The organism is Cobetia sp. AM6, from assembly GCF_009617955.1.
GTDB lineage: Bacteria > Pseudomonadota > Gammaproteobacteria > Pseudomonadales > Halomonadaceae > Cobetia > Cobetia amphilecti.
In genome coordinates, this window is record NZ_AP021868.1 from 3,097,199 (window position 1) to 3,117,636 (window position 20,438).

At 50.2% G+C, this 20,438-nt stretch carries 15 protein-coding genes and 3 pseudogenes; 6 read left to right on the forward strand and 12 right to left on the reverse strand.

The annotated features are described in order from the left end of the window. The first annotated feature begins 381 nt into the window (after nucleotides 1-381). Nucleotides 382-1,556 (forward strand): IS3 family transposase gene (locus CLAM6_RS13030; RefSeq protein ID WP_242007827.1). Its coding sequence is split into 2 segments (ribosomal slippage): nucleotides 382-637 and nucleotides 637-1,556, totalling 1,176 coding nucleotides; the frame shifts between segments, so codons are not numbered across the junction. A 258-nt stretch (nucleotides 1,557-1,814) separates the two neighbouring features. Beyond that, a pseudogene (locus tag CLAM6_RS13035) lies at nucleotides 1,815-2,617 on the forward strand (IS5 family transposase). A 550-nt stretch (nucleotides 2,618-3,167) separates the two neighbouring features. On the opposite strand, the gene CLAM6_RS13040 reads toward CLAM6_RS13035, so the two are convergent. Then, nucleotides 3,168-4,184 (reverse strand): IS30 family transposase, encoded by a 1,017-nt coding sequence (locus tag CLAM6_RS13040; RefSeq protein WP_153636327.1) that lies wholly within the window; start codon nucleotides 4,182-4,184, stop codon nucleotides 3,168-3,170. Between the two features lie 156 nt (nucleotides 4,185-4,340). Between CLAM6_RS13040 and CLAM6_RS18005 the strand changes: the two are divergent. From CLAM6_RS18005 to CLAM6_RS13050, 3 genes and pseudogenes are all read left to right on the forward strand, one after another. Next, nucleotides 4,341-4,752 (forward strand): annotated as a pseudogene (locus CLAM6_RS18005) (transposase); the annotation flags it as partial. 392 nt (nucleotides 4,753-5,144) lie between these two features. Then, a complete protein-coding gene (locus CLAM6_RS18225) occupies nucleotides 5,145-5,417 on the forward strand; it encodes a DUF6957 family protein (RefSeq protein ID WP_441303528.1) in 273 nt (90 codons plus the stop codon). A gap of 359 nt (nucleotides 5,418-5,776) precedes the next feature. Then, nucleotides 5,777-7,075, forward strand: a pseudogene (locus tag CLAM6_RS13050) (ISL3 family transposase). A gap of 66 nt (nucleotides 7,076-7,141) precedes the next feature. On the opposite strand, the gene CLAM6_RS13055 reads toward CLAM6_RS13050, so the two are convergent. From CLAM6_RS13055 to CLAM6_RS13105, 11 genes are all read right to left on the reverse strand, one after another. Further along, nucleotides 7,142-8,269 carry a hypothetical protein gene (locus tag CLAM6_RS13055; RefSeq protein WP_153636329.1) on the reverse strand — a complete coding sequence of 376 codons (1,128 nt, stop codon included), beginning with the start codon at nucleotides 8,267-8,269 and terminating at the stop codon, nucleotides 7,142-7,144. A 737-nt stretch (nucleotides 8,270-9,006) separates the two neighbouring features. Further along, a complete protein-coding gene (locus CLAM6_RS13060) occupies nucleotides 9,007-9,210 on the reverse strand; it encodes a hypothetical protein (RefSeq protein WP_153636330.1) in 204 nt (67 codons plus the stop codon). A 323-nt stretch (nucleotides 9,211-9,533) separates the two neighbouring features. Then, nucleotides 9,534-10,499 carry a hypothetical protein gene (locus CLAM6_RS13065; RefSeq protein WP_153636331.1) on the reverse strand — a complete coding sequence of 322 codons (966 nt, stop codon included), beginning with the start codon at nucleotides 10,497-10,499 and terminating at the stop codon, nucleotides 9,534-9,536. A gap of 173 nt (nucleotides 10,500-10,672) precedes the next feature. Continuing rightward, nucleotides 10,673-11,632, reverse strand: coding sequence for a hypothetical protein (locus CLAM6_RS13070; RefSeq protein ID WP_153636332.1), 960 nt, complete (start codon nucleotides 11,630-11,632; stop codon nucleotides 10,673-10,675). Between the two features lie 409 nt (nucleotides 11,633-12,041). After that, nucleotides 12,042-12,305 (reverse strand): hypothetical protein, encoded by a 264-nt coding sequence (locus tag CLAM6_RS13075; protein ID WP_153636333.1) that lies wholly within the window; start codon nucleotides 12,303-12,305, stop codon nucleotides 12,042-12,044. A 230-nt stretch (nucleotides 12,306-12,535) separates the two neighbouring features. After that, nucleotides 12,536-13,671, reverse strand: a protein-coding gene (locus CLAM6_RS13080; protein WP_441303498.1) for an IS3 family transposase whose coding sequence is annotated in 2 segments (ribosomal slippage) — nucleotides 12,536-13,413 and nucleotides 13,413-13,671 — 1,137 coding nt in all. Because the reading frame shifts where the segments join, the coding sequence is not laid out codon by codon here. 295 nt (nucleotides 13,672-13,966) lie between these two features. Continuing rightward, complete coding sequence (locus CLAM6_RS13085; protein ID WP_153636335.1) at nucleotides 13,967-14,512, reverse strand: hypothetical protein; 546 nt, start codon at nucleotides 14,510-14,512, stop codon at nucleotides 13,967-13,969. Between the two features lie 44 nt (nucleotides 14,513-14,556). Continuing rightward, nucleotides 14,557-16,863: a dynamin family protein gene (locus CLAM6_RS13090; RefSeq protein ID WP_153636336.1), complete on the reverse strand. Its 2,307-nt coding sequence runs from the start codon at nucleotides 16,861-16,863 to the stop codon at nucleotides 14,557-14,559. 62 nt (nucleotides 16,864-16,925) lie between these two features. Further along, nucleotides 16,926-17,267, reverse strand: a complete 342-nt coding sequence (locus CLAM6_RS18230; protein WP_153636337.1) for an IS3 family transposase — start codon at nucleotides 17,265-17,267, stop codon at nucleotides 16,926-16,928. A 20-nt stretch (nucleotides 17,268-17,287) separates the two neighbouring features. Next, the gene (locus tag CLAM6_RS13100; protein WP_153636338.1) at nucleotides 17,288-17,575 is read right to left on the reverse strand and encodes a transposase; all 288 of its coding nucleotides are present in this window, start codon (nucleotides 17,573-17,575) and stop codon (nucleotides 17,288-17,290) included. A gap of 419 nt (nucleotides 17,576-17,994) precedes the next feature. After that, entirely contained in the window at nucleotides 17,995-18,339 is a 345-nt protein-coding gene (locus tag CLAM6_RS13105) for a hypothetical protein (protein ID WP_153636339.1), read from the reverse strand. A 956-nt stretch (nucleotides 18,340-19,295) separates the two neighbouring features. Between CLAM6_RS13105 and CLAM6_RS18010 the strand changes: the two genes are divergently transcribed. After that, nucleotides 19,296-20,378: a hypothetical protein gene (locus tag CLAM6_RS18010; protein WP_242007675.1), complete on the forward strand. Its 1,083-nt coding sequence runs from the start codon at nucleotides 19,296-19,298 to the stop codon at nucleotides 20,376-20,378. Nucleotides 20,379-20,438: the final 60 nt, after the last annotated feature.

The following is a 20,438-nucleotide window of genomic DNA, read 5'->3' on the forward strand; positions in this document are numbered from 1 at the left end:
TTAATATGAGATGATCTTATCCGGCATATTTTTTTAAGCGGTAAGATTTAGCGATAAAAGTTTATAAGTTGCTTGATTGATCTTCGGCTTTTTTTTAGAAAATCGAGATGCAAGTTGCATAGCTCAATTTAATGTCCGAACACGCTACCGCCTGGGAGCACCATCTGGTACTCCCTCTAGGTTTCTGTAACAATATAATTTTTCCATTAATGAGATTCTAGACCAACGATTATTCCTAAACCACCAAAATTTTATTTTTCATACTCTAGCGCGAAAATTTAGTTCTAGGACAGTAGGTATATGCTCGCTGTAGTGGCACAGTGAATCTGGCCACCTGACTTTGAGTGTATGATGGCTCACAGAGACAATCAGGTGCAGATGATGACGAAGAAGAGAACGTTTAGCCCGGAATTTCGCTTGGAAGCGGCCCAGCTCGTGGTCGACCAGGGCTACACGCTGAAGGCGGCGTGTGAGGCCATGGGGGTTGGCAAATCCACCATGGAGTATTGGGTTCGCAGGCTTCGCGCTGAGCGGGCAGGCAAGGCGCCGCTGAAAGGTGAGGCTCTGACGCCGGAACAGCGTGAGATCCAGGAACTGAAGCGCAAGCTGCGGCGAGTGGAAGAAGAGAAGGCAATATTAAAAAAGGCTACCGCTCTCTTGATGTCGGACTCCCTGAGCAATTCTCGATAATCGAGCGACTTGAAGAGAGCTACGCGGTGCAGCACTTGTGTCAGGTGTTTGGGGTGCATCGCAGTAGCTATCGGGCTTGGCGTAGTCGGGATAGAAGACCTTGTGAGACTGAGCAGAAGCTGCTGGATCAGGTTGTCGAGGCGCATACCGTCAGTAACGGCTCTGCCGGCGCTCGCAGCATTGCAAAAATGGTCACGCAGGCAGGAATACAGTTGAGTCGTTATCGGGCCAGCAGGCGGATGAAGCAGCTGGGGCTGATGAGTTCGCAGCCGCCGAGGCACGCCTACAAGAAGGCTGATCAGCCACACCTGGATATACCGAATGTTCTTGATCGGGAGTTCGATGTAAAGAAGCCCAATCAGGTATGGACCGGCGACATTACCTATATTTGGACAGGGGCACGCTGGGCTTATCTGGCAGTGGTCATCGACTTGTATGCTCGTAAACCCGTGGGGTGGGCATTGTCCCTATCGCCGAACACGGAGCTGGTAAAGAAAGCGCTGACCCTGGCCTACGAATCGCGTGGAGAGCCACGGAATATCCTGTTTCATTCGGATCAGGGTTGCCAGTACACCAGCCGGGCATTCCGGCAGATGCTTTGGCGCTACCGAATGACGCTGAGTCTCAGTCGCCGTGGCAATTGCTGGGACAATGCCCCAACAGAGCGCTTCTTCAGAAGCCTGAAAACGGAATGGATACCAGAGATCGGCTATCCCGATGTCGCTGCGGCGAAGCGATCTGTCACTGATTATATGATCGGTTACTACAGCAGCCTCAGGCCGCACAAGCATAACGATGGGATACCGCCGAACTTGGCAGAAAAGAACTACTGGAATGCTCAAAGCTCGGTGGCCAAAAACACTTGACCACTACACGCCCTATGGACACTCGGAATATAGTTCAGGAAGCTTTGCCTTGGAAGGGTCGCCTGATCCGCGCGCCCTCTCATAGTACAAGATGAGCCAAACAGTATAGAGGGTGCCTTTTCGGTCACAATGCTGAATGTACTGCTAGGTTTTGTACGAAAAGTCATTTTGCTAATGTGACCCATGCACATTCAGCATAGGTGCAGTATGGCAGGACGCTACGAAACCTCTGATAGCCAATGGCGATTGATCTAAGACATTGTGTCGCCAACTCAATCGATGGGCAGGCCAAGGAAAGACAACAGATAGATGTTGAACTGCCTCTTTTGAGTCCTCTGCTCTGGCGCTAAATGACGCGACCTCCCCGAACGTTATGGCCTTTGGAGTACTGTCTATGCCAGGTTCCGACAATGGCGTGCTGACTACACCTTTGAGGCGGTTTTGTCGCGTTTTCAACTTCGGCTTCGCGAAGATGGACTGATGGATCTCGAGACCTGGATGATCGACTCAACCGCTGTTCGTGCAACACGCGCCTCCGCCGGTGGAGGCATAAAGGGGGACCTGAAGAACCCTTAGATCATACATCGGGCCGGAGTCGCGCGGCATCACGACCAAAATCCATTTTATCCGTGATCGCCTTGGCTGGCCCATCGCCTTCACGCTGTCAGCGGGGCTGGAGTCGGATACGCGGTACTTCAAGCCCACCCTCGAGAAGGTTCATCTACCGGGGAGTCTCGGTCGGCCACGGAAACGGTGCCGCTACATCGTGGCAGACAAGGACTATGACAGTGAAGAATTGCGCCGTTACTGCGACCGCGTTCGCATCAGGCCGATTATCGCTCAACGAAAGATGAAGCGAAATTCTCGTCCAGGCCTCCCACGAGGGTTCGACAAACCTATGTACCGTCAGCGAAATGTCGTTGAGCGCTCTTTCAGTTGGCTGAAAGAGTTCCGTCGTATTGCGCCGCGATATGAGAAGTTGGCCCGTAGCTTTTATGCGATGGTATGCGTAGCTTGCATACGCCGCTGCCTAAGAGCCGACCTTTTCGTACAGAACCTAGCAACCGCTCTTGGCGAGTCACTTTCTTCTTGTTCTGATGCTCTGCTTGGGAGAATGAGATCTGCTTCATCGGATGGCTCTATCGAGCGGTAGCGTTATAGCCAGATTCTACCCCGCCGGTAGCGAGCAGGCACCAACGGCAAGATTTGTGAAGTGTTTCCTTAGGCACCACAGTCTCATACTTCCATATTGCTCCACCCAGGGTGTGTAGAGCGATAGGGAGAGCCCATAACGTCCCGAGCCACATAAGTCTGACTTTATTGCTGGTAAGGCTCCCTAGGTTCATGCTCGTGACACGGGAAGCTACTGAGTACTCAGATATCTCTAGCGTATTGCTCCCGCCAGGGTCACCAATGCTCAGGTCGATAGCGTCTACGTTGCGTTCCAGCTTGGTAGAAGCAACTTTTTTTAATATTCTGATATCTCCATTCACATCATCGTACCCATTCGACAATTAGTTAAGTGATAATGGATATCAATTCCACATTGGAATTTACTATATTCTTTCTTTAATATAAGTATGGGCGGATGCAGGCTCTGAGTGCAACACCCTATTGAATTGAGGGTGGTGCTTCATTGTGCTTTGCCATCAGTTCATTCATCACCTCGATAGGGCATTTGAAGTCGAAGCGTTTTCGAGGCCGCATATTCAGCTCGAAGGCAATGGCATCCAGCTCTTCCTGACTGGTCAGTGACAGATCCGTTCCCTTGGAGAGATACTGGCGAATCAGCCCATTGATATTCTCGTTGCTGCCTCTTTGCCAAGGGCTGTGAGGATCACAGAAGTAGATGGCGACGCCAGTATTTTGCGTGATAGCGGCATGCTTGGCCATCTCCCGTCCTTGGTCATACGTCAGGGTTTTTCGTGCTGCCAATGGCATTCTGTTCAGCGCGGCACTGAAGCCCTCTACGGCTGAGGTCGCAGTCGCATCATGCATCTTTGCCAGTATCAAGTATCCGCTACTGAGCTCTACAAGAGTGCCAACCGCTGAGGCATTGCCTTTTCCCTTGATCAGGTCGCCTTCCCAATGCCCAGGCATCTCGCGCTTGTCCACCTCGGGCGGGCGAAGGTGAATGCTGACCATGTCGGGGATCTGACCTCGCCGGTCCGTCTCACCACGACGAGGCTTACGCGTACTTTTGCCATGCCGCAGGCAATGGATGAGCTCTTTGCGCAGTTGCCCAACCGGCAGCGCATAGATGGCGGTGTAAATCGTCTCGCGACAGACGTAGGCGTCTTCAAGCTTGGGTAGATTCATGTGTCGAAGCTTGCCGGCGATCTGCTCAGGAGACAAGTAGCGGCGAAGAAGGTACTCGACAAGCTTGAACCGCTCACTACCGATGGAAAGCTTACGCTTGGGCCGGCAAAAGCGCCGATGCTTGAGTCGGGACGCTTGCGCGCGTTCAGCTTGGTAGTCGTTGCCCGGCTCACTATTTCGACGAATTTCGCGGCTGATAGTGGAGGGAGAACGACTCAGGCATCGAGCAATGGCTCGGAGGCTCAAGCCTTGAGAGAGGTAAACCTGGATAGTGGCACGATCAGTAATGCTGAGTTCTGAGTATGACATGAGCGCAATACCTTACAGGGAAACTCAGGTGTTGCACTCAGAATCTGCGGCCAAGATGCATAAACTCCATTAAATGATAAAAATTACCATTTAATGCGAAGAGAGTATGACGACGTCCTAGGTTTGTACGAAAAGTCATTTTGGCTAATATGACCTATGCACACCCAGCATAGATACGATATAACAGGACACTACGAACCCCCTGATAGCCAATGGCAGTTGATCGAAGACATTGTGCCACCGGCTCAATCGATAGGCAGGCCCAGGAAAGAAGACAGGCAGATGCTGAACGGCATCTTTTAAACCCTCTGCTCTAGCGCCAAGTGGCGCGGCCACCCCGAACGTTATGGCCCTTAGAGTATTTCTATGCCAGGTTCCGACAATGGCGTGATGACGGTACCTTAGAGGCGGTCTTGTCGCGGCATCAACTTCGTCTTAGTGAAGATGGCCTGATGGATCTCGAGACCTGGATGATCGACTCAACTGCCGTTCGTGCAACACGGGCCTCCGCTGGTGGAGGTAAAAAGGAGGTTTTGAAGAACCCTTCGACCATGTACTGGGTCGGAGTTGAAGCGGCATCGCAAACAATTACATCCTATCTTTAATTATGCATATTTTGCCCCTAATTTATACATTCAGAGTCTATGCATATTCCACTTGTGCTACTGTATAAATTAAATATTTCTAACCAATTAGTCTTATAGAACCAGAAGTCAAAAACTTAGTTTTTTTGCTGTTACGACTTAATTTTTTAAATAACATGTAAGTTCCGAGGTATTCTTCGGATAAATGTTCATTTTCGATACATATTATATCCTAAAATAAATCAAAAAACACCTCCTGTATTTTTCGATAAAATATTCAGCTAACTAGCATCGACTTCCACTCTTGCATTTGCCTTATAATACGTTATGATTTATTTGTATTAACAATCAAGGTGACAACATGACTAATGAGAAAATGAGTTTCGATGCTCACATCAAAGACTGGCAGATTATAGAAGTTAACGAGTCAGATATACATGGAAAGTTCTTATACGGTACAGTTGTAGAAGACCGCAAAGGTAGGTTTAAGCATGGAGACTATATTTTCACAAGCTCGATCGTAAAATATGACGAGGATAATAACCTTATAATTACGCTAAACTCAGTTTATAAATTATCGGGATCTGGAAAACATATAACATGCACTTTATACGAAGCCAGTAATTTAAAGCTATATGGCTCATTATAATCATTAATAAGGTATTGCATAGTGAACAAGTGCAAATTATACCAACTGCTATATAGAAAGATTTCAGAAGATTATGATCTTAGACATACTCTATTGTCATATTTGGTAAGAGATTGTATCAACAATAGCGGCGTTATACCTCATACTAATGAAAGTAGAGAGGCTCATAAGCAGAACCCGTACATTATATCAGCAATAGAACATAACTACACCATTATAACTTCAAGATACAAAGTATGAATAATTTAAACAAAGACCCAAACGACATTAGGCTATTAGCGGCTCTTCGACGCTAGGTGTGGAATTAGTGCCCTGGAATGGTCCAGGATATGGGGCCCCGAACAGACTGGAGAATTGACATGGATGGTACTCAGATCCTGACCCTTGGTTTGGGCTTGCAAGCGCCTTGGAAACTCAAGGACCAGCATCTGGATACCACGTCATCTCCGCATCGTCTCGAGCTTTACGTGGAAGCCGACCGGGGGAGCCTTTATGCCTGCCCGGAATGCGGCAAGGCATGCCCGGCGCATGACTTTGCCGACAAGTCCTGGCGACATTTGAACTTCTTCCAGCATCATTGCTATCTCCATGCCCGCGTTCCTCGCACCCGGTGTCCAGAGCACGGCGTCAAGCGAGTCGAGGTGCCCTGGGCTCGTCCTGACAGCGGCTTCACACTGTTGTTTGAATAGGCTGCCATGGCGTTGGTCAGGGAGATGCCTGTGCTCGCTGTCTCTCGGCAATTGGAAGTCACTGACAAGCGTCTGTGGCGCATCGTGCATCATTACGTAGGCCGCATGCTGGGGGATCTGGATCTTTCTCAGGTTGCCAGTGTCGGGGTAGATGAAACGGCATCACGTCGAGGGCAACGTTACGTCACCGTATTTCTCGATATGCAACGCCAACAAGAGCCAGTGATCTTTGCTGTCCATGGACGTGGCAAAGAGACGATCAAGGCGTTCAGCGCCTTTCTAGAGGCACATGGCGGCGCCCCGGGCAATGTGGTCGAAGTCGTGTGTGACATGTCTCCGGCCTTCCTCAATGGCACTGCGGAACATCTTCCTGATGCTCGAGTAACGGTTGACTGGTTCCATATCGTGCAGACGTTCAACAAGGCGCTGGATGAAGTTCGTAAGCGGGAACGTCGAGAAAAAGCCCATCCCAAGGCCCTACGCTGGGCAGTGCTGAAAAGCATGGATAACCACAACCTGACGGAAAAGCAGCTGATCGCTCTCCGCGAGCTGGTTGCTGGTTGCTGGTTGCTGGTTGCTGGTTGCTGGTTGCTGGTTGCTGGTCAAGGGGCTACCGCGAATGCATGGATCATCAAGGAAAAGCTGAGATGGATTCGTCGCGCACCGACAGCGCGCGGGGCTCGTTGGCGCATAACGAATTACCTGAATGTGATGCGTGAGGCAGTCGCCGGCCACACGCTTCTCAAGCCAATGGCAAAAGCACTCAATACGTTGGAGCGACATGCCGACCAAGTTGTGAGGCGCTGGTGCTCAGGCCTGACGAATGCACGACTGGAAGGCATGAATGGCCTTTTTCAGGCTGCCAGATCTCGGGCTCATGGCTACCGAAACGAAAGCAATTTCATTGAGATGATCTATCTGATCGGTAGCCCGGTGGGGCGCATGCTGGATGAAGCTAAATCCACATGAAACGTCGAAGAGCCGTTAAAAAAGCACTATCATAATACATTACGCCCTTCTCTCGAGAAGGGCATATTAATCATGAAAACAAAAATCACTCAAAGAATTTTTAAACCCACCATCATCAGTTCCCAGCACCATGTTAAAGACAATGCGGCTCAGGGAAGACTGAGGAAGATTATAGTTCCTGTTAAACGGCTTCACATCCCAGTCATAAGCCAAAGCCCGCTCCATACTCCGTGAAATATTTCCAACGACCGAATTAGCTGCCTGCCTTTTGCTGATAGAACTTCTCATATAATAGGCGGCTGCATCCTTAGCGGCTCGCCAAATGAAGTTGTAGACCTGGGCCACACTGAACTTCTCTAAGCACTGGCTTAGAACCTGCCGCGTTTTCTCCCCCGGCGACAGGTACAGCTGATGATCCTCAACAATAACCTTCAAAAAACCTAGGCATTCTTGCAGTTGGACTTCCTTGCATAACGCTATAAATTCCGGCGCCTGCCGGAAGCTTTGTATGGTGTCTGCATCGAAAAACTCATTGATCAGCGCCGTGACCTGATCAGCATCTAAAGAAAGATTAAACGCACACTCACCAAGATCGAGACTGCACCGATCATCTTCCTGGAGATCGATCGCCTCAATACGCGTATCCAAGCAGATTAACAGTAGGTTGGCGTCAATCAAATGACGAAGGACTTTGTGGTCGTAGACAAAATCTGGCGACAGTGTACAAGCGGGATAATCATCTAATGGTTCAATAGTAGTGAATTGCTCGTCGCCTAACGCCTGAATCGCAGCTAACAGGTAGATTTTGCTGGTCAGGCCTAGCATCGCTGGGTCTGGAGTGTTGTTTTCCACCGACTGCCGCATTTTCAGGATCAAGTCTCTCTTCTTGTCGGCGATGGCTTGGCGCTCAGTGTCCATACAAGCTTTGCATACCCGATTCTGAAACCAGCGACGCTTCTGGTATTGACTGCGCGCGCCAAAGCGGTACGGCTGTTTGCAACGTCCACAGCAGATGTCTTCCCGCCATACGAAGGAGTGCTGCTCGACGAACTTGCTGACCACATGGGGCTTCATCCCATGAGTGGTCGCAATCTCGCGTATCTTGAGCGCAAACTCGCCTTCCTCAGTCTGTCGCCAGTAGTCCGCGCAGATGCGAGCACTCTGCTCGTCATTAGTGAGAATCTCCAACTGCATCCAGGCCACTCCAAATGGGAATCATAGTCCGTGGAATTATATGCAGTGGGCCGTGATAGTTCCATCCTTATTAGTGTGGCGTCAAGATAGCGAAAGGTGCATGTGAGAAAAGAAGGAAGAACCAAATTCAATTTTCCACCAGGCAGATATGTGAGACTAGGATTGTAAGCTAGGGGCGTGAGACTAGGCTTGTAAGCTAGGGGCGTGAGACTAGAATTGTAAGCTAGAGGCGAGTGGCTGGCAGCCAGGCATGAAAAAGGGCCGCCGCAGCGATCGCTTGAACAAGAAGCAAAAAGCTATTTTTTACTGGACGACATAAACGCGATGGTTTTTCACCAAGAAGGTGACACACCCTTATAGGCCTTGATGCGCACGGATTGGTCAATCCAGGCCATTACATCGCCGCTGATCCAGCGGCTGATAGTCCCAGGGGCCCTCTTCCAGCCATCGTTACGGAGGTACTTAATGGATTGCTTGAGTTGATATGTTATGAGAATACTGCCTTCCCTTCAAAGTGGGTAATGGTCTTTATTAGTGTGGCGTCAAGATAGCGAAAGGTGCTTGTGAGAAAAGAAGGAAGAACAAAAATCAATTTTCAATAAGGCAGATATGTGAGACTAGGCTTGTAAGCTAGGGGCGCGAGACTAGGCTTGTAAGCTAGAGGCGAGTGGCTGGCAGGCAGGCATGAAAAAGGGCCGCCGCAGCGATCGCTTGAACAAGAAGCAAAAAGCTATTTTTTACTGGACGACATAAACGCGATGATTCTTCACCAAGAAGGTGCCCATCGCTTCGACATCCTTATAGGCCTTGATGCGCACGGATTGGTCGATCCAGGCCATTACATCGCCGCTGATCCAGCGGCTGATAGTCCCAGGGGCCCTCTTCCAGCCATCGTTACGGGGGTACTTCATGGATTGCTTGAGTTGATCTGCGATGCGCATATTGCCTTACCATCGAAGTGGACAATGGTCTTTATTGGTGTGGCGTCAAGATAGCGCAAGGTGCATGCGAGAAAAGAAGGGAAGAACAAAAAATCAATTTTCAGCAAGGCAGATTTGTGAGACTAGGCTCGTAAGCTAGGGGCGTGAGACTAGGCTTGTAAGCTAGAGGCGAGTGGCTGGCAGACAGGCATGAAAATGGCCGCCGCAGCAACATCTTGAACAAGAAACAAAAAGAGTGAAAGGTAAGGGAGTAAGACAACACCAGGGGAGCCGGAAGGCATGGGGAGGCGCATACACCAATACGGCACACGCCTCCTCGATCCTCAATACTGACAGTCACGCCATAGAAGCTTCAGGATCTCACTCAGGGGCTGTGACTCCATACGCTCACGCACTAGCTCAGGATTCTCGATATGCCCGCCAGCGTGGCGAACGGCATAAGACAGCAGCACCTCGGCACGATTTTTGTCCGGCGAGCTCTCCCAAGGAGTAAATGGGTTGCTCGGAAGCTTCACCTGCTCTTCATAAGGCCTCGGGGACTCAACTACGCGACGACAGAAGTAGGAAGCCTGGGTATCGAGATCATACGCTCTGCATACGGGAACGAAGTCGAGGGTGAAGCACTCTGGCGTATGTACGAGAAGCAGCTTTTTCTCGTTGCCAGTTCTGCTCGCTTGAGAAATGAGCCTTTGGGCGATCCGCGCATTTTCCATGTCGCTGAAGTCAGCGGGGATCAGCAAGACATCAACCTGCATCTCGGTAAAAAAATCATTTTCATAGTACCCAAGATCAAGCCTATTGCTTACGGTGGGGATATCTTTGATGACAAGCGGCCCGTGCTTCGAGCCATTCTCCGCGATATCTTCTATGGGTACCCATGCATTGCTTGCGAGGCTAGAGAGCCTGTCTGCATAAGAGGTGCCTTGGTCCCGCTTGTAGATGACTTGCGCACCGTAGTTCTGTTTGGCGAGGACTGCCATTTGTAGTGCAACAACAGAAGTCGCGAAACTACTTTTTAGGTTAGCCACGCCGATGACCAGGGGGAGGTTAGCTTCTGTGGGGATGCAGATTTGCGAGCTAGCTTGTTGATACGCCTTCATGCGAACAGATTGATCAATCCAGGCCATCACAGCAGGGTCGATAGAGACGTTACCACTCAACCATCGGCTGACTGTCTCGGGAGCAGTTTTCCTGCCGTCTTCCCGATACATAGAGAGCCTGCGGGCCAGCTCGACACCAGAGAGATCCAGGTACTTCATGGCATGCTTGAGCATGGTAGCGTTGTTCATATTGATGTTTCGTCAATGTGTTTCCGTTAGTATTGATGAAGCGTCAATATTAAACAAGGCGCATAGCCAAAAAATGATTTTTTGTTCTGATTCTCAGACCACGGTTTGTTGGCAGGCTCGATAGTGTGTGGGAGGTACATAGACTCGCATGACTCACACCTCCCACCATCACATCAGCTGGCGACCAGCCTAGAGAGGAGTTCACTCAAAGGCTCATTTTTAATCCGCTCCATTGCCATGCGCATACTCAGCACATCCCCGCCAGCTTGCCTAACGACGTGCTGTAATAGCTGCTCGGCCTGTACCTTCCCAGTGGACTCTTTCCATACCGTATGCGTAAGCGTGTCTTGAGGCAGGTCTATCTCGTGCGCAGAGGGATTGAGCAGTGCTTGGGGATAGAAGTAGGGAGCCTGGGTATCGAGGCCCTTGTCATGGCACACGCCAATGAAGCCTAGACCAAAGCTCTCACAGGTATGCACGATCAGCACCTTGTCCTTGATGCTATCAACGGAAAGCATTGCCTTGGCCGTCTCTACGCTCTCTGGGTCATGGCAATCGATAGGCGTGATCATGACATCCACATCCACACCTTCCAGCTCTGGGACATCCTCGCCTTTTTGCAGACGGCTCCAAACGTCACTGGAGAACTCGTGCATGTGCAGGTGACCTTCAAACCGCATCGAGGAATAGATCTCCGATTCCGGCACCCCAAAAGAGGCAATCCACAGGGACCGTAGCTGATCCCTGATCAAGTCGTGGTTTTTGTCTCCCTCACAAACCACATGAGTCAGCAGGGTTTGATAGCTCTTCGTGGCCACGGCACTGATCTGTAGCGCGAGCAGGGAAACAGAAAAGCTATTTTTTATGTTGGCAATGCCAATCACCAGCGATTTTTTATCGGCTGGGAAGGTGACCATCGCTTCGGCGTCTTCATAGGCCTTGATGCGCACGGATTGGTCGATCCAGGCCATTACACCGGCATCGATAGGTGCCTTGCCGCTGATCCAGCGGCTGATAGTCTCAGGGGCCGTCTTCCGGCCATCGTTACGGAACGTAGAGAGCTTGCGGGCCATATCGACACCTGTGATGCCGAGGTACTTCATGGATTGCTTGAGTTGATCTTCGACGCGCATATTGTCTTCTCGTCAATGTGTTCAGCTGACATTATTGGCATGGCGTCAAGTCAGCGCAAGGTTCGCGTAAGAAAAGAAGGTAAGAATAAAAAATCGATTTTCAACAAGGCAGCTATGTGAGACTAGGCTTGTAAGCTAGGGCATGAGACCAGGCTTGTAAGCTAGGGCGTGAGACCAGGCTTGTAAGCTAGGGCGTGAGACCAGGTTTGTAAGCTAGGGCGTGAGACCAGGCTTGTAAGCTAGGGCGTGAGACCAGGTTTGTAAGCTAGGGCGTGAGATCAGACTTGTAAGCTAGGGCGTGAGACCAGGCTTGTAAGCTAGGGCGTGAGACCAGGCTTGTAAGCTAGGGCGAGTGGCTGAAAAAGGACCGCCGCAGCGACCCCTTGAACAAGAAGCAAAAAGCTATTTTTTACTGGACGACATAAACGCGATGGTTCTTCACCAAGAAAGTGACCATCGCTTCGACATCCTTATAGGCCTTGATGCGCACGGATTGGTCGATCCAGGCCATTACACCGGCATCGATAGATGCCTTACCGCTGATCCAGCGGCTGATAGTCTCAGGGGCCCTCTTCCGGTCATCGCTACGGAACGTGGAGAGCTTGCGAGCCATGTCGACACCTGTGATGCCGAGGTACTTCATGAATTGCTTGAGTTGATCTGCGATGAGCATATTGCCTTTCCATCAAAGTGGGTAATAATCTTTATTAGTGTGGCGTCAAGATAGCGCAAGGTGCATGTGAGAAAAGAAGGAAAGAACAAAAAATCAATTTTCAACAAGGCAGATATGTGAGACTAGGATTGTAAGCTAGAGGCGTGAGACTAGGCTTGTAAGCTGAAGTGGACCCCATCCATTGGACCACCTGACGGGTCGTCTAAGCTCGGATCAGGTCATCATCGGCTTCAGGCCGCCTGGGTCAGTGGTTGAGAGAAGTACACTTCATCAGGTATAGCATCGTCTAGCTCTTGGTGGGGCCGCTCCGTGTTGTACCAAGCGAAGTAACGCTTCAGATCCCTTCGCAAGTGGGCGCCGCTCTCGAAAGCCTCCAGGTAAACGCACTCATACTTCACACTGCGCCAGAGTCGTTCCACGAATATGTTGTCCTGATAGCATCCCTTGCTGTCCATGCTGATCCGGACATCATGGGCTTCCAGAACTTCGGTGAACGACTGGCTGGTAAACTGACAGCCTTGATCTGTATTAAATATCTCGGGCTTTCCATAGCACGCCAGGGCTTCCTCCAAAGCATCGATACAGAAGTCCGTATCTAGGGTGTTGGAGACCCGCCAGGCCAACACGCGGCGGCTGTGCCAGTCCATGATAGCCACCAGGTACATGAACCCGCACGCCAAAGGAATATAGGTGATATCAGTCACCCATACCTGATTGAAACGGTCGATGACTCGCCCTCGCAGCAAGTCAGGATAGATCCGATGTCCCGTGCCTGGCCGACTGGTGCATGGCTTCGGATAAATAGCCTGTAGCCCCATCCCGCGCATCAGTCGCTGAACGCGCTTGCGGCTCACTGCGTGTCCCAGGCGATTGAGGTAGGCTGACATCCGTCGTGAGCCATAGACCGGTGTGCGCAGATGTTCCGCGTCGATCAGACGCATTAGCTCCAGATCATAGGCCCGTAGCGCCTTGCGCTGATAGTACATCGAGGAGCGACTGATACCGAGTAGCTGGCACTGACGTCGGAGGCTGATGCCGGGCGCTTGCGGCTCGACCATTGTCAGGCGCTGGGCCCGACTCAACGATCGAGCCTGCGTGACAAAAAATCCCGTTCCATCGTCAGCTTGCCGATCTCGCGATAGAGTGTATCGATCTCCTCCTGGGTCTTCTGGGCGGTTTTACTGGAATTCTTGCCTTCGAAGACGCCAGTGGCGTTGTCCAGCAGGTCGCGCTTCCACTGACTCACCATGGTTGGATGGATCTCGAAGCGGGCCGCGATCTCCGACGTGGTCTGTTCCCCCTTGAGGGCGGTAAGGGCTACCTTGGCTTTGAACTCACTGCTGTACTGTCGACGTTTCCTGCTCATGATCAAGCTCTCCTGGTCGGTCTGATCAGAGCTTAGCGCCGGGTCCGAATTCTGAGGTCCACTTCAGTCAGCGCGATCATTTAATCCTTGCTGATTTTTGTGTAGACACCTTTCCGAGAGTCTGGATCACGACAGCGATAGTGCAGCTATCGTCAGTAGGGTGACTCAATTCCGCCGACGATCATGTTCAAATTATACTGGGCGAGCTGCCGTGTCGCCTCCCGCAGCTCGCCCTTACTCGTCACTGCAAACGACTGACTTGTGGTTCGTGGACCGTAGCTGAGCTGGACGTTTGCTAGTTAGGCGCATGCTCTTTGGTTCTGAGACGCTCCAGGAATGGATCCTTTGCTTCCTCATACGTGTCGGCCGTATTCAGCCCAGCGGTCGAGCCATACTTGCTGTTGGCGATCTCGACGATGTCCTCGACCGCCTCTTCTAAGGGTTGGAGGCCAAGAATGGGTTTGCGCACCGGTTTCTGCTGACTGTCCGGCTCCAATACCTTGAGGGTCGATTTCAGACTCCGCAAGCTACCATCGAGATCGGGGAAGCTCAGGGATTGGCGCCCTGAATATCGTGTAACGACTTCTACTTCACCAACACCAAGCTCAAGAGCGGACGCTTTTATCTTTTCGTACGCTTGCTCTCGTCTTTGCTGAAGCATCTCGGTAACCGCCTTTTTACGGGCTTTGGTTCGCATCCCTTTTTGAGCGGCAAGTGCCTTACGGTAATCAACAGGAGTTGTTTTGGATTCAGTCAGCACATCATAGGCCTTCTTGGCTATATAGCCGACTGGAAACGCTAGCCACCACATATGTTTATCCTCGAATATCAGCCACGCCATGGCTCCTCGCCTTGGCGTATTCGTTACGGAGTATGGTGTAACAATCAATCATCAGTGGAGAGCTGATCCCGAGCTTCCTTGAGCGTTTGAATGCACTGGTTCAACTCTTCGACGTTGTATGCCTTTTGAGCATCCAGCTTGAGCTGCCCAATGTGGGTATTAGTCTTTTCTCGAAGCTCCTTGAGTCCCGCCCTGATAGCAGTCTCGGTGTCCTTCCAAAACTTGTCGATCGGCTTCTCGATATCGTTCCAGACATTTTTCTTGCGCATGGTCTCAGCGACCTTTTTGGCCATCCCCTCTTCCCAGGAGACGCCGGCTAAGGTGTAGACGAGGTAGCCTATGGCGATCGCCAGACCAATGCCGATAGTGATAGGCCCGCCGATCATCGATACGAAAGAAGTTACGCTGGTGACACTGCTGGCCAGCCCCAGGGATACGAGTACACCCGCAGCTTTACCTACGAGAATGTACGCACCAAGATTGCTCGCTATGGCTGAGACGTAAAGCGACATCGCACCTAGGCTACCTAGGCCTGAGAGCCCACCAATGAACGCTGCACGCGCGTTGAAATCACTTATCTCGAAATCGATATCCTGATGCTCTCTATCAACCCTGATGTCACCAGTGCGCTCGCCGTTGGAGCGATCATTCGGCACCATGCGTTGCCAACGAGCGAGAAGTGACTCCGTCTCATCAGAGGCTTGCTTGCCACTAATTTTCAACTGCCCTTCGAGGCGCGACGTCAGAAGCTGTCCGATGTAGCTTGAAAGCTCTGCTTTCGCTTGCTTCTTGTCCTTATAGGTACCTTTGATTAGGTGAGTCAGACCCTCTTGAGAAAATCTGAGATCGTAGTATTCCTTCATCTCATTGAGGTCTTTTTCTTTACGCTCAGAGATCGAGCCAATCAGCTGCTGGAACTCCTTCAAGATGCTTTCAGACTCCTGACGAAATCGCGCATCCTGTTCTTCGATACTACGAACCCTCTCAACCGTGTCGCGTTTCTTGGCTTCCAGTTTCTCCATGGCGCTTCGCAGTGCGGCCCGAAGCCCATCAACGGCTCTATCGCAGCCCTTCTCGATGATCTGGTCACGTTGGCTATTCAGATAGCCAGCCATATCATTCAGACGCTCGATCGCATCAAGTCGCATCGAGTCGTTTTCGCGCCAGAAAGGCTGTACTCGTGCTGTCAGCTCATCTGGCGAAGGGATTTTCTCGATCTGGTTGTCCTGCTGCCATGGTTCGAAGACGACCGATTCGAACTGTGACTGAATTCGCTTGAAGGTTATGACCCCCACTCGTTTGACATCTTCAGCATCGATACCGGGGTGGCAGTGAGATTGGACAAAGAGCAGGTGATCAAGTGGTGCTTCTTCTGAGAGCGGTGGATGTTGGCGAATGATGTTCGTACCAAAGGCGAGGTCGCTGTCCTTGAAAAAGCCTGTGTGGCTCGATAGATAGACCACGCCGTCGGCAAATTCTGATCCACTCAGCGCCTTACTGGTGTCGCTTACATCGCTATCGTCGTCCGAGAGCTCTCCCGGAGTGTCCAGCATCCATACGTGTTTCAGTATCTCTGCATCAAGGAACAAGATAGCTGTATGGGCGTCGTTGGTGACGCTTACTTCATGATTATGGACGCCCAGCCGAGCAAGCAGAGAGGTGTCACCTTCCTCGATCAGGTAATCACTCACTGCCTTCGTGTCATTGATCATGTAGGGCATGAACCCTTTGCGGAACAGTGCCACTGAACCCTTCACGAAAGCCGGTTTGTCGGATTCGTGCATGAGGATGTTTAAAACGAAGGTGGCAGGCTGGTAGCTGGTAGGTAAAACTGATTGCCCGAGATAAGTATTGATGAGCGTCGACTTTCCTGCGTCGAAGGGTCCAAAAAAACCGATTATGGGCTTGCGGTTGAGCAGATTGAGTTCATGCCTGGCACCTTCGAAGTAGCGCTCAAGGTTCAGGCTCTCCAGGTATTCGTGATTTTTGCGTCCTAGCGTTTCTTGGGCTTGAGAAACCAATGACAGTGTGTCGTTGAGTATTCTTTGAACCTGCTCGTCGCGTTTCATGTCCGTGTTCCCCTGTACTTGATTAGTCAGCCGCGATAGTAGACTGAAGTATTCTTCGGGCGAGATGCCTACTGCTGAAAGATAACCAGCGAGTTTGATGGCATCTGCGTGGAGTGGTTGTTGCTCAATTCGTGAAACTGCTCTCTGATCGAGGGTCTTCTTCATGCCGTAGACACCCGAGCGATCGGCTACCTCACTTTGTGAGTAACCGCCATTCCCGGCCGCTTCACGTCTTGAGATTAGAAACTTCTTCAGCTTTTCATTGAGATCGTGTTCGTTCATTCACGTCACTCTCTTAGACGAATTTGTCTAAATCCAAAAATTAGACGAATCTGTCTAACACTTCAAGATGTAATTTCATTGAGAGGTTTTAAGTCAGGATAGATCCGATGTCCCGTGCCTAGCCGACTGGTGCATGGCTTCGGATAAATAGCCTGTAGCCCCATCCCGCGCATCAGTCGCTGAACGCGCTTGCGGCTCACTACGTGTCCCAAGCGATTGAGGTAGGCTGACATCCGTCGTGAGCCATAGACCGGTGTGCGCAGATGTTCCGCGTCGATCAGACGCATTAGCTCCAGATCATAGGCCCGTAGCGCCTTGCGCTGATAGTACATCGAGGAGCGACTGATACCGAGTAGCTGGCACTGACGTCGGAGGCTGATGCCGGGCGCTTGCGGCTCGACCATTGTCAGGCGCTGGGCCCGACTCAACGATCGAGCCTGCGTGACAAAAAATCCCGTTCCATCGTCAGCTTGCCGATCTCGCGATAGAGTGTATCGATCTCCTCCTGGGTCTTCTGGGCGGTTTTACTGGAATTCTTGCCTTCGAAGACGCCAGTGGCGTTGTCCAGCAGGTCGCGCTTCCACTGACTCACCATGGTTGGATGGATCTCGAAGCGGGCCGCGATCTCCGACGTGGCCTGTTCCCCCTTGAGGGCGGTAAGGGCTACCTTGGCTTTGAACTCACTGCTGTACTGTCGATGCTTCCTGCTCATGATCAAGCTCTCCTGGTCGGTCTGATCAGAGCTTAGCGCCTGGTCCGAATGCTGGGATCCACTTCATATAGGCCTTGATGCGCACGGATTGGTCGATCCAGGCCATTACACCGGCATCGATAGATGCCTTACCGCTGATCCAGCGGCTGATAGTCTCAGGGGCCCTCTTCCGGTCATCGCTACGGAACGTGGAGAGCTTGCGAGCCATGTCGACACCTGTGATGCCGAGGTACTTCATGGATTGCTTGAGTTAATCTGTGATGAGCATATTGGCCTCTCGTCAATTTGTGGTGGTAAAGGTCAAAGAGAGTGATAACTTAGGTTATTTACATATCTAAATATAACTATTCGACAAAATTTAAAATATAAATTTAACATTCAGTTTTTTAGCCAAAGGTTATGACCGAAAGCCTTTATAGCTATTCAAAAACTTTAGATGCGAATGGGTTGAGTGCTCTAAACTTACCCACTTTTAATTCATTCGACCTCTGAGTGTCGTTAACAATATCTATCATCATCTGAGCGTGTCGTGGCTTCTTCATTATACTTAGCCTGACTTGCTTTGCGGTAACCTTTATTGCATATGCCAGAGCAGTAATAGCGTTTCCATCACCTTGGTTAGCTTCACGCAATAAAAAAAAGCACATTTCCAAGTTTGCATCGTACTTAATGCGTTGTTCATCCAGGCGACTCAGACAATCTTTTAGTAATGACAACTTCTTTTTATAGTATGCCAGTTCATCAACTTGGTCAGTGGTAAGCATGTCTACAACGCATCACCTTTTATATATATTATAACATATATAGGTAGCACTAGATAAAATATAAAGCATGCAGACAAACTCACTCATTGAGCACAGTCCCCTCTTATGTTTACAACGACTCAATTAATTGCAATGCCTTTACTGCCAATAATCACTTGTGCGCATTAGTAGCTTACATGCATAGCAGGGGTTCTGCTTTGAACGAAAACGAGCAATGGCGAGTATTGAGTGACAAGCGTGACTGAATGAATGCCCAGGGAGCGACAGCGAGCTTGGGTATGAATGAGGGAGCTGGGATGAGGGTTGCCATACTCCCACATGTTGTAGGAGTGAGTGAGCGAAGCGAGGGAATGACACAACATATAGTGGGAGTATGGGGAGGGTCTATGGCTTTAGAATGTTTTGTTGACAAAGATCGAGCGAGTGAAACGAGTCGAAGATCGAGTCAGCAAAAGATTCGACAAGCCACGAGATTCGTCAGCGAGCGTAGCGAGTCTGGCTAATCGATGCCCGACCTGCGTGACCGATGGGCCTGAACTCCGCTCTGCGCGCGGGTTTTGCGCAGAGTGAGGGAGTGAAGGCCTTGAGAGTCCGCTGGGTACGAGTGCGAAGCTAGCTTATCTCGCACTACAGGAGAGCGAAGGCAATGATATTCGCAGTCGGTGAGTGCGAGCACAGATGGTTTCGCAGACAGGGAGTGCGAGCGTAGGTATGGGTCGCAGACAGGGAGTGCAAAGAAAGCCAGTGTTTATGGGGGGTTGGTACATTGATGCTTTAGTGGGTCACAGAAAGCCCAGCGTGGTCACAGAAAGCCCAGAGTGGTCACAGAAAGCCCAATATCCATTAATTTTTTTTAACTACTTTGATGTTGCCCATCGGGAGTGTGGATCGCTTTAGTTATTATCATGCAATTGCAGTTATTACATGTTATAATATAACTATAAGGGGTTAATACAATGACAACAGCTACTAGATATAACGAAGCGCATTTTAAAACCTACAACAAATTTAGTAAAGACCATACCAAAGATATCCTGAAAGAAAGTACTTACTATAATTATCTTGGCGACGCTACATCTTTTCTGTCAAACATAACTGATATCAGTCTGCTAAGCATCAAATCAAAAAAGCAACTTAAATCACTGCTTGAAGATAACTATGGGCTTATTGCTCTCACTCTGAAGACGACTGCACACAGCAAGACCTCTGACTCCTGGAGAAAGCTGCGTAGAGCTCTTGTGGTTTCATATAAAGCTGCTGGCCTCAGTAACCTAGCCAGTGACCTACACAGCATCTCTAACCCTGTCAGTGTCAGTGAGCGCTCTCACAACACTAAGAAAAGCAGGCGTTTGATCAAGGTGACAGATGAAATCTTCTCCGAAATGTATGAAAACAGAATGGATGCAGGGGACGCCGATAGTCTGGCACTGATGACGCTAGGGCAAAAGATAGGCATTCGTCCCAGTGAAGCAAAGCGACTAGAACTGATTGAGTCGAAAGATAACGAGATAACCATCAAGGTCCACGGCAGTAAAAAAACCCTCCTTGGTGAGAAAGTGAAGTCTAAGTCACGCGGCCTTGATCGTACCCTCACTGTGACTCACTCAGAGGCCATAGAAAGGGCGCTAGAGACTGTAAGGGATATCGATGACAACAGGATCAAGTCAGCTCAGATGAGAATGCATAGGGCCTCTAGGAAGATATGGTTCGATAGCGAAAAACATTTCTGCCTTTACTCACTGCGCTACACGTTCGGATCAAACCTAAAAAGACAGCTATACAGCACAGAGGGAGGCAGGATCGTTGCGGCGGCAGTTATGGGTCACAAGAATACCAGCTCAATATCCAGCTATGGCAACTATAGGTCAGGGAGGATCGGTATCGATTTACCACAGGTGGACCTAGAGACGGTAGAGCAGGTCAAGGACGATATCGGGGATAGATTCCAAAAAGGAAGAGGAAAATATTTTGATGTAGGAGAAGCAATCAGAAAAAGAGAGTATGTAAAAAAAGATCTTGAGCCTGAATTCTCACTATGAAAGCCCCGTCACGGCGGGGTCCTTTCTTTTTTGGAATATGAGCTTTAGCACTATATATCG

Bases quoted from the DNA above. Each gene is read 5' to 3' on its own strand.
- CLAM6_RS13040 (WP_153636327.1), bottom strand. From the start codon at position 4,184: ATGTCATACTCAGAACTCAGCATTACTGATCGTGCCACTATCCAGGTT.
- CLAM6_RS18225 (WP_441303528.1), top strand. From the start codon at position 5,145: ATGAGTTTCGATGCTCACATCAAAGACTGGCAGATTATAGAAGTTAAC.
- CLAM6_RS13055 (WP_153636329.1), bottom strand. From the start codon at position 8,269: ATGCAGTTGGAGATTCTCACTAATGACGAGCAGAGTGCTCGCATCTGC.
- CLAM6_RS13060 (WP_153636330.1), bottom strand. From the start codon at position 9,210: ATGCGCATCGCAGATCAACTCAAGCAATCCATGAAGTACCCCCGTAAC.
- CLAM6_RS13065 (WP_153636331.1), bottom strand. From the start codon at position 10,499: ATGAACAACGCTACCATGCTCAAGCATGCCATGAAGTACCTGGATCTC.
- CLAM6_RS13070 (WP_153636332.1), bottom strand. From the start codon at position 11,632: ATGCGCGTCGAAGATCAACTCAAGCAATCCATGAAGTACCTCGGCATC.
- CLAM6_RS13075 (WP_153636333.1), bottom strand. From the start codon at position 12,305: ATGCTCATCGCAGATCAACTCAAGCAATTCATGAAGTACCTCGGCATC.
- CLAM6_RS13085 (WP_153636335.1), bottom strand. From the start codon at position 14,512: ATGGCGTGGCTGATATTCGAGGATAAACATATGTGGTGGCTAGCGTTT.
- CLAM6_RS13090 (WP_153636336.1), bottom strand. From the start codon at position 16,863: ATGAACGAACACGATCTCAATGAAAAGCTGAAGAAGTTTCTAATCTCA.
- CLAM6_RS18230 (WP_153636337.1), bottom strand. From the start codon at position 17,267: ATGGTCGAGCCGCAAGCGCCCGGCATCAGCCTCCGACGTCAGTGCCAG.
- CLAM6_RS13100 (WP_153636338.1), bottom strand. From the start codon at position 17,575: ATGAGCAGGAAGCATCGACAGTACAGCAGTGAGTTCAAAGCCAAGGTA.
- CLAM6_RS13105 (WP_153636339.1), bottom strand. From the start codon at position 18,339: ATGCTTACCACTGACCAAGTTGATGAACTGGCATACTATAAAAAGAAG.
- CLAM6_RS18010 (WP_242007675.1), top strand. From the start codon at position 19,296: ATGACAACAGCTACTAGATATAACGAAGCGCATTTTAAAACCTACAAC.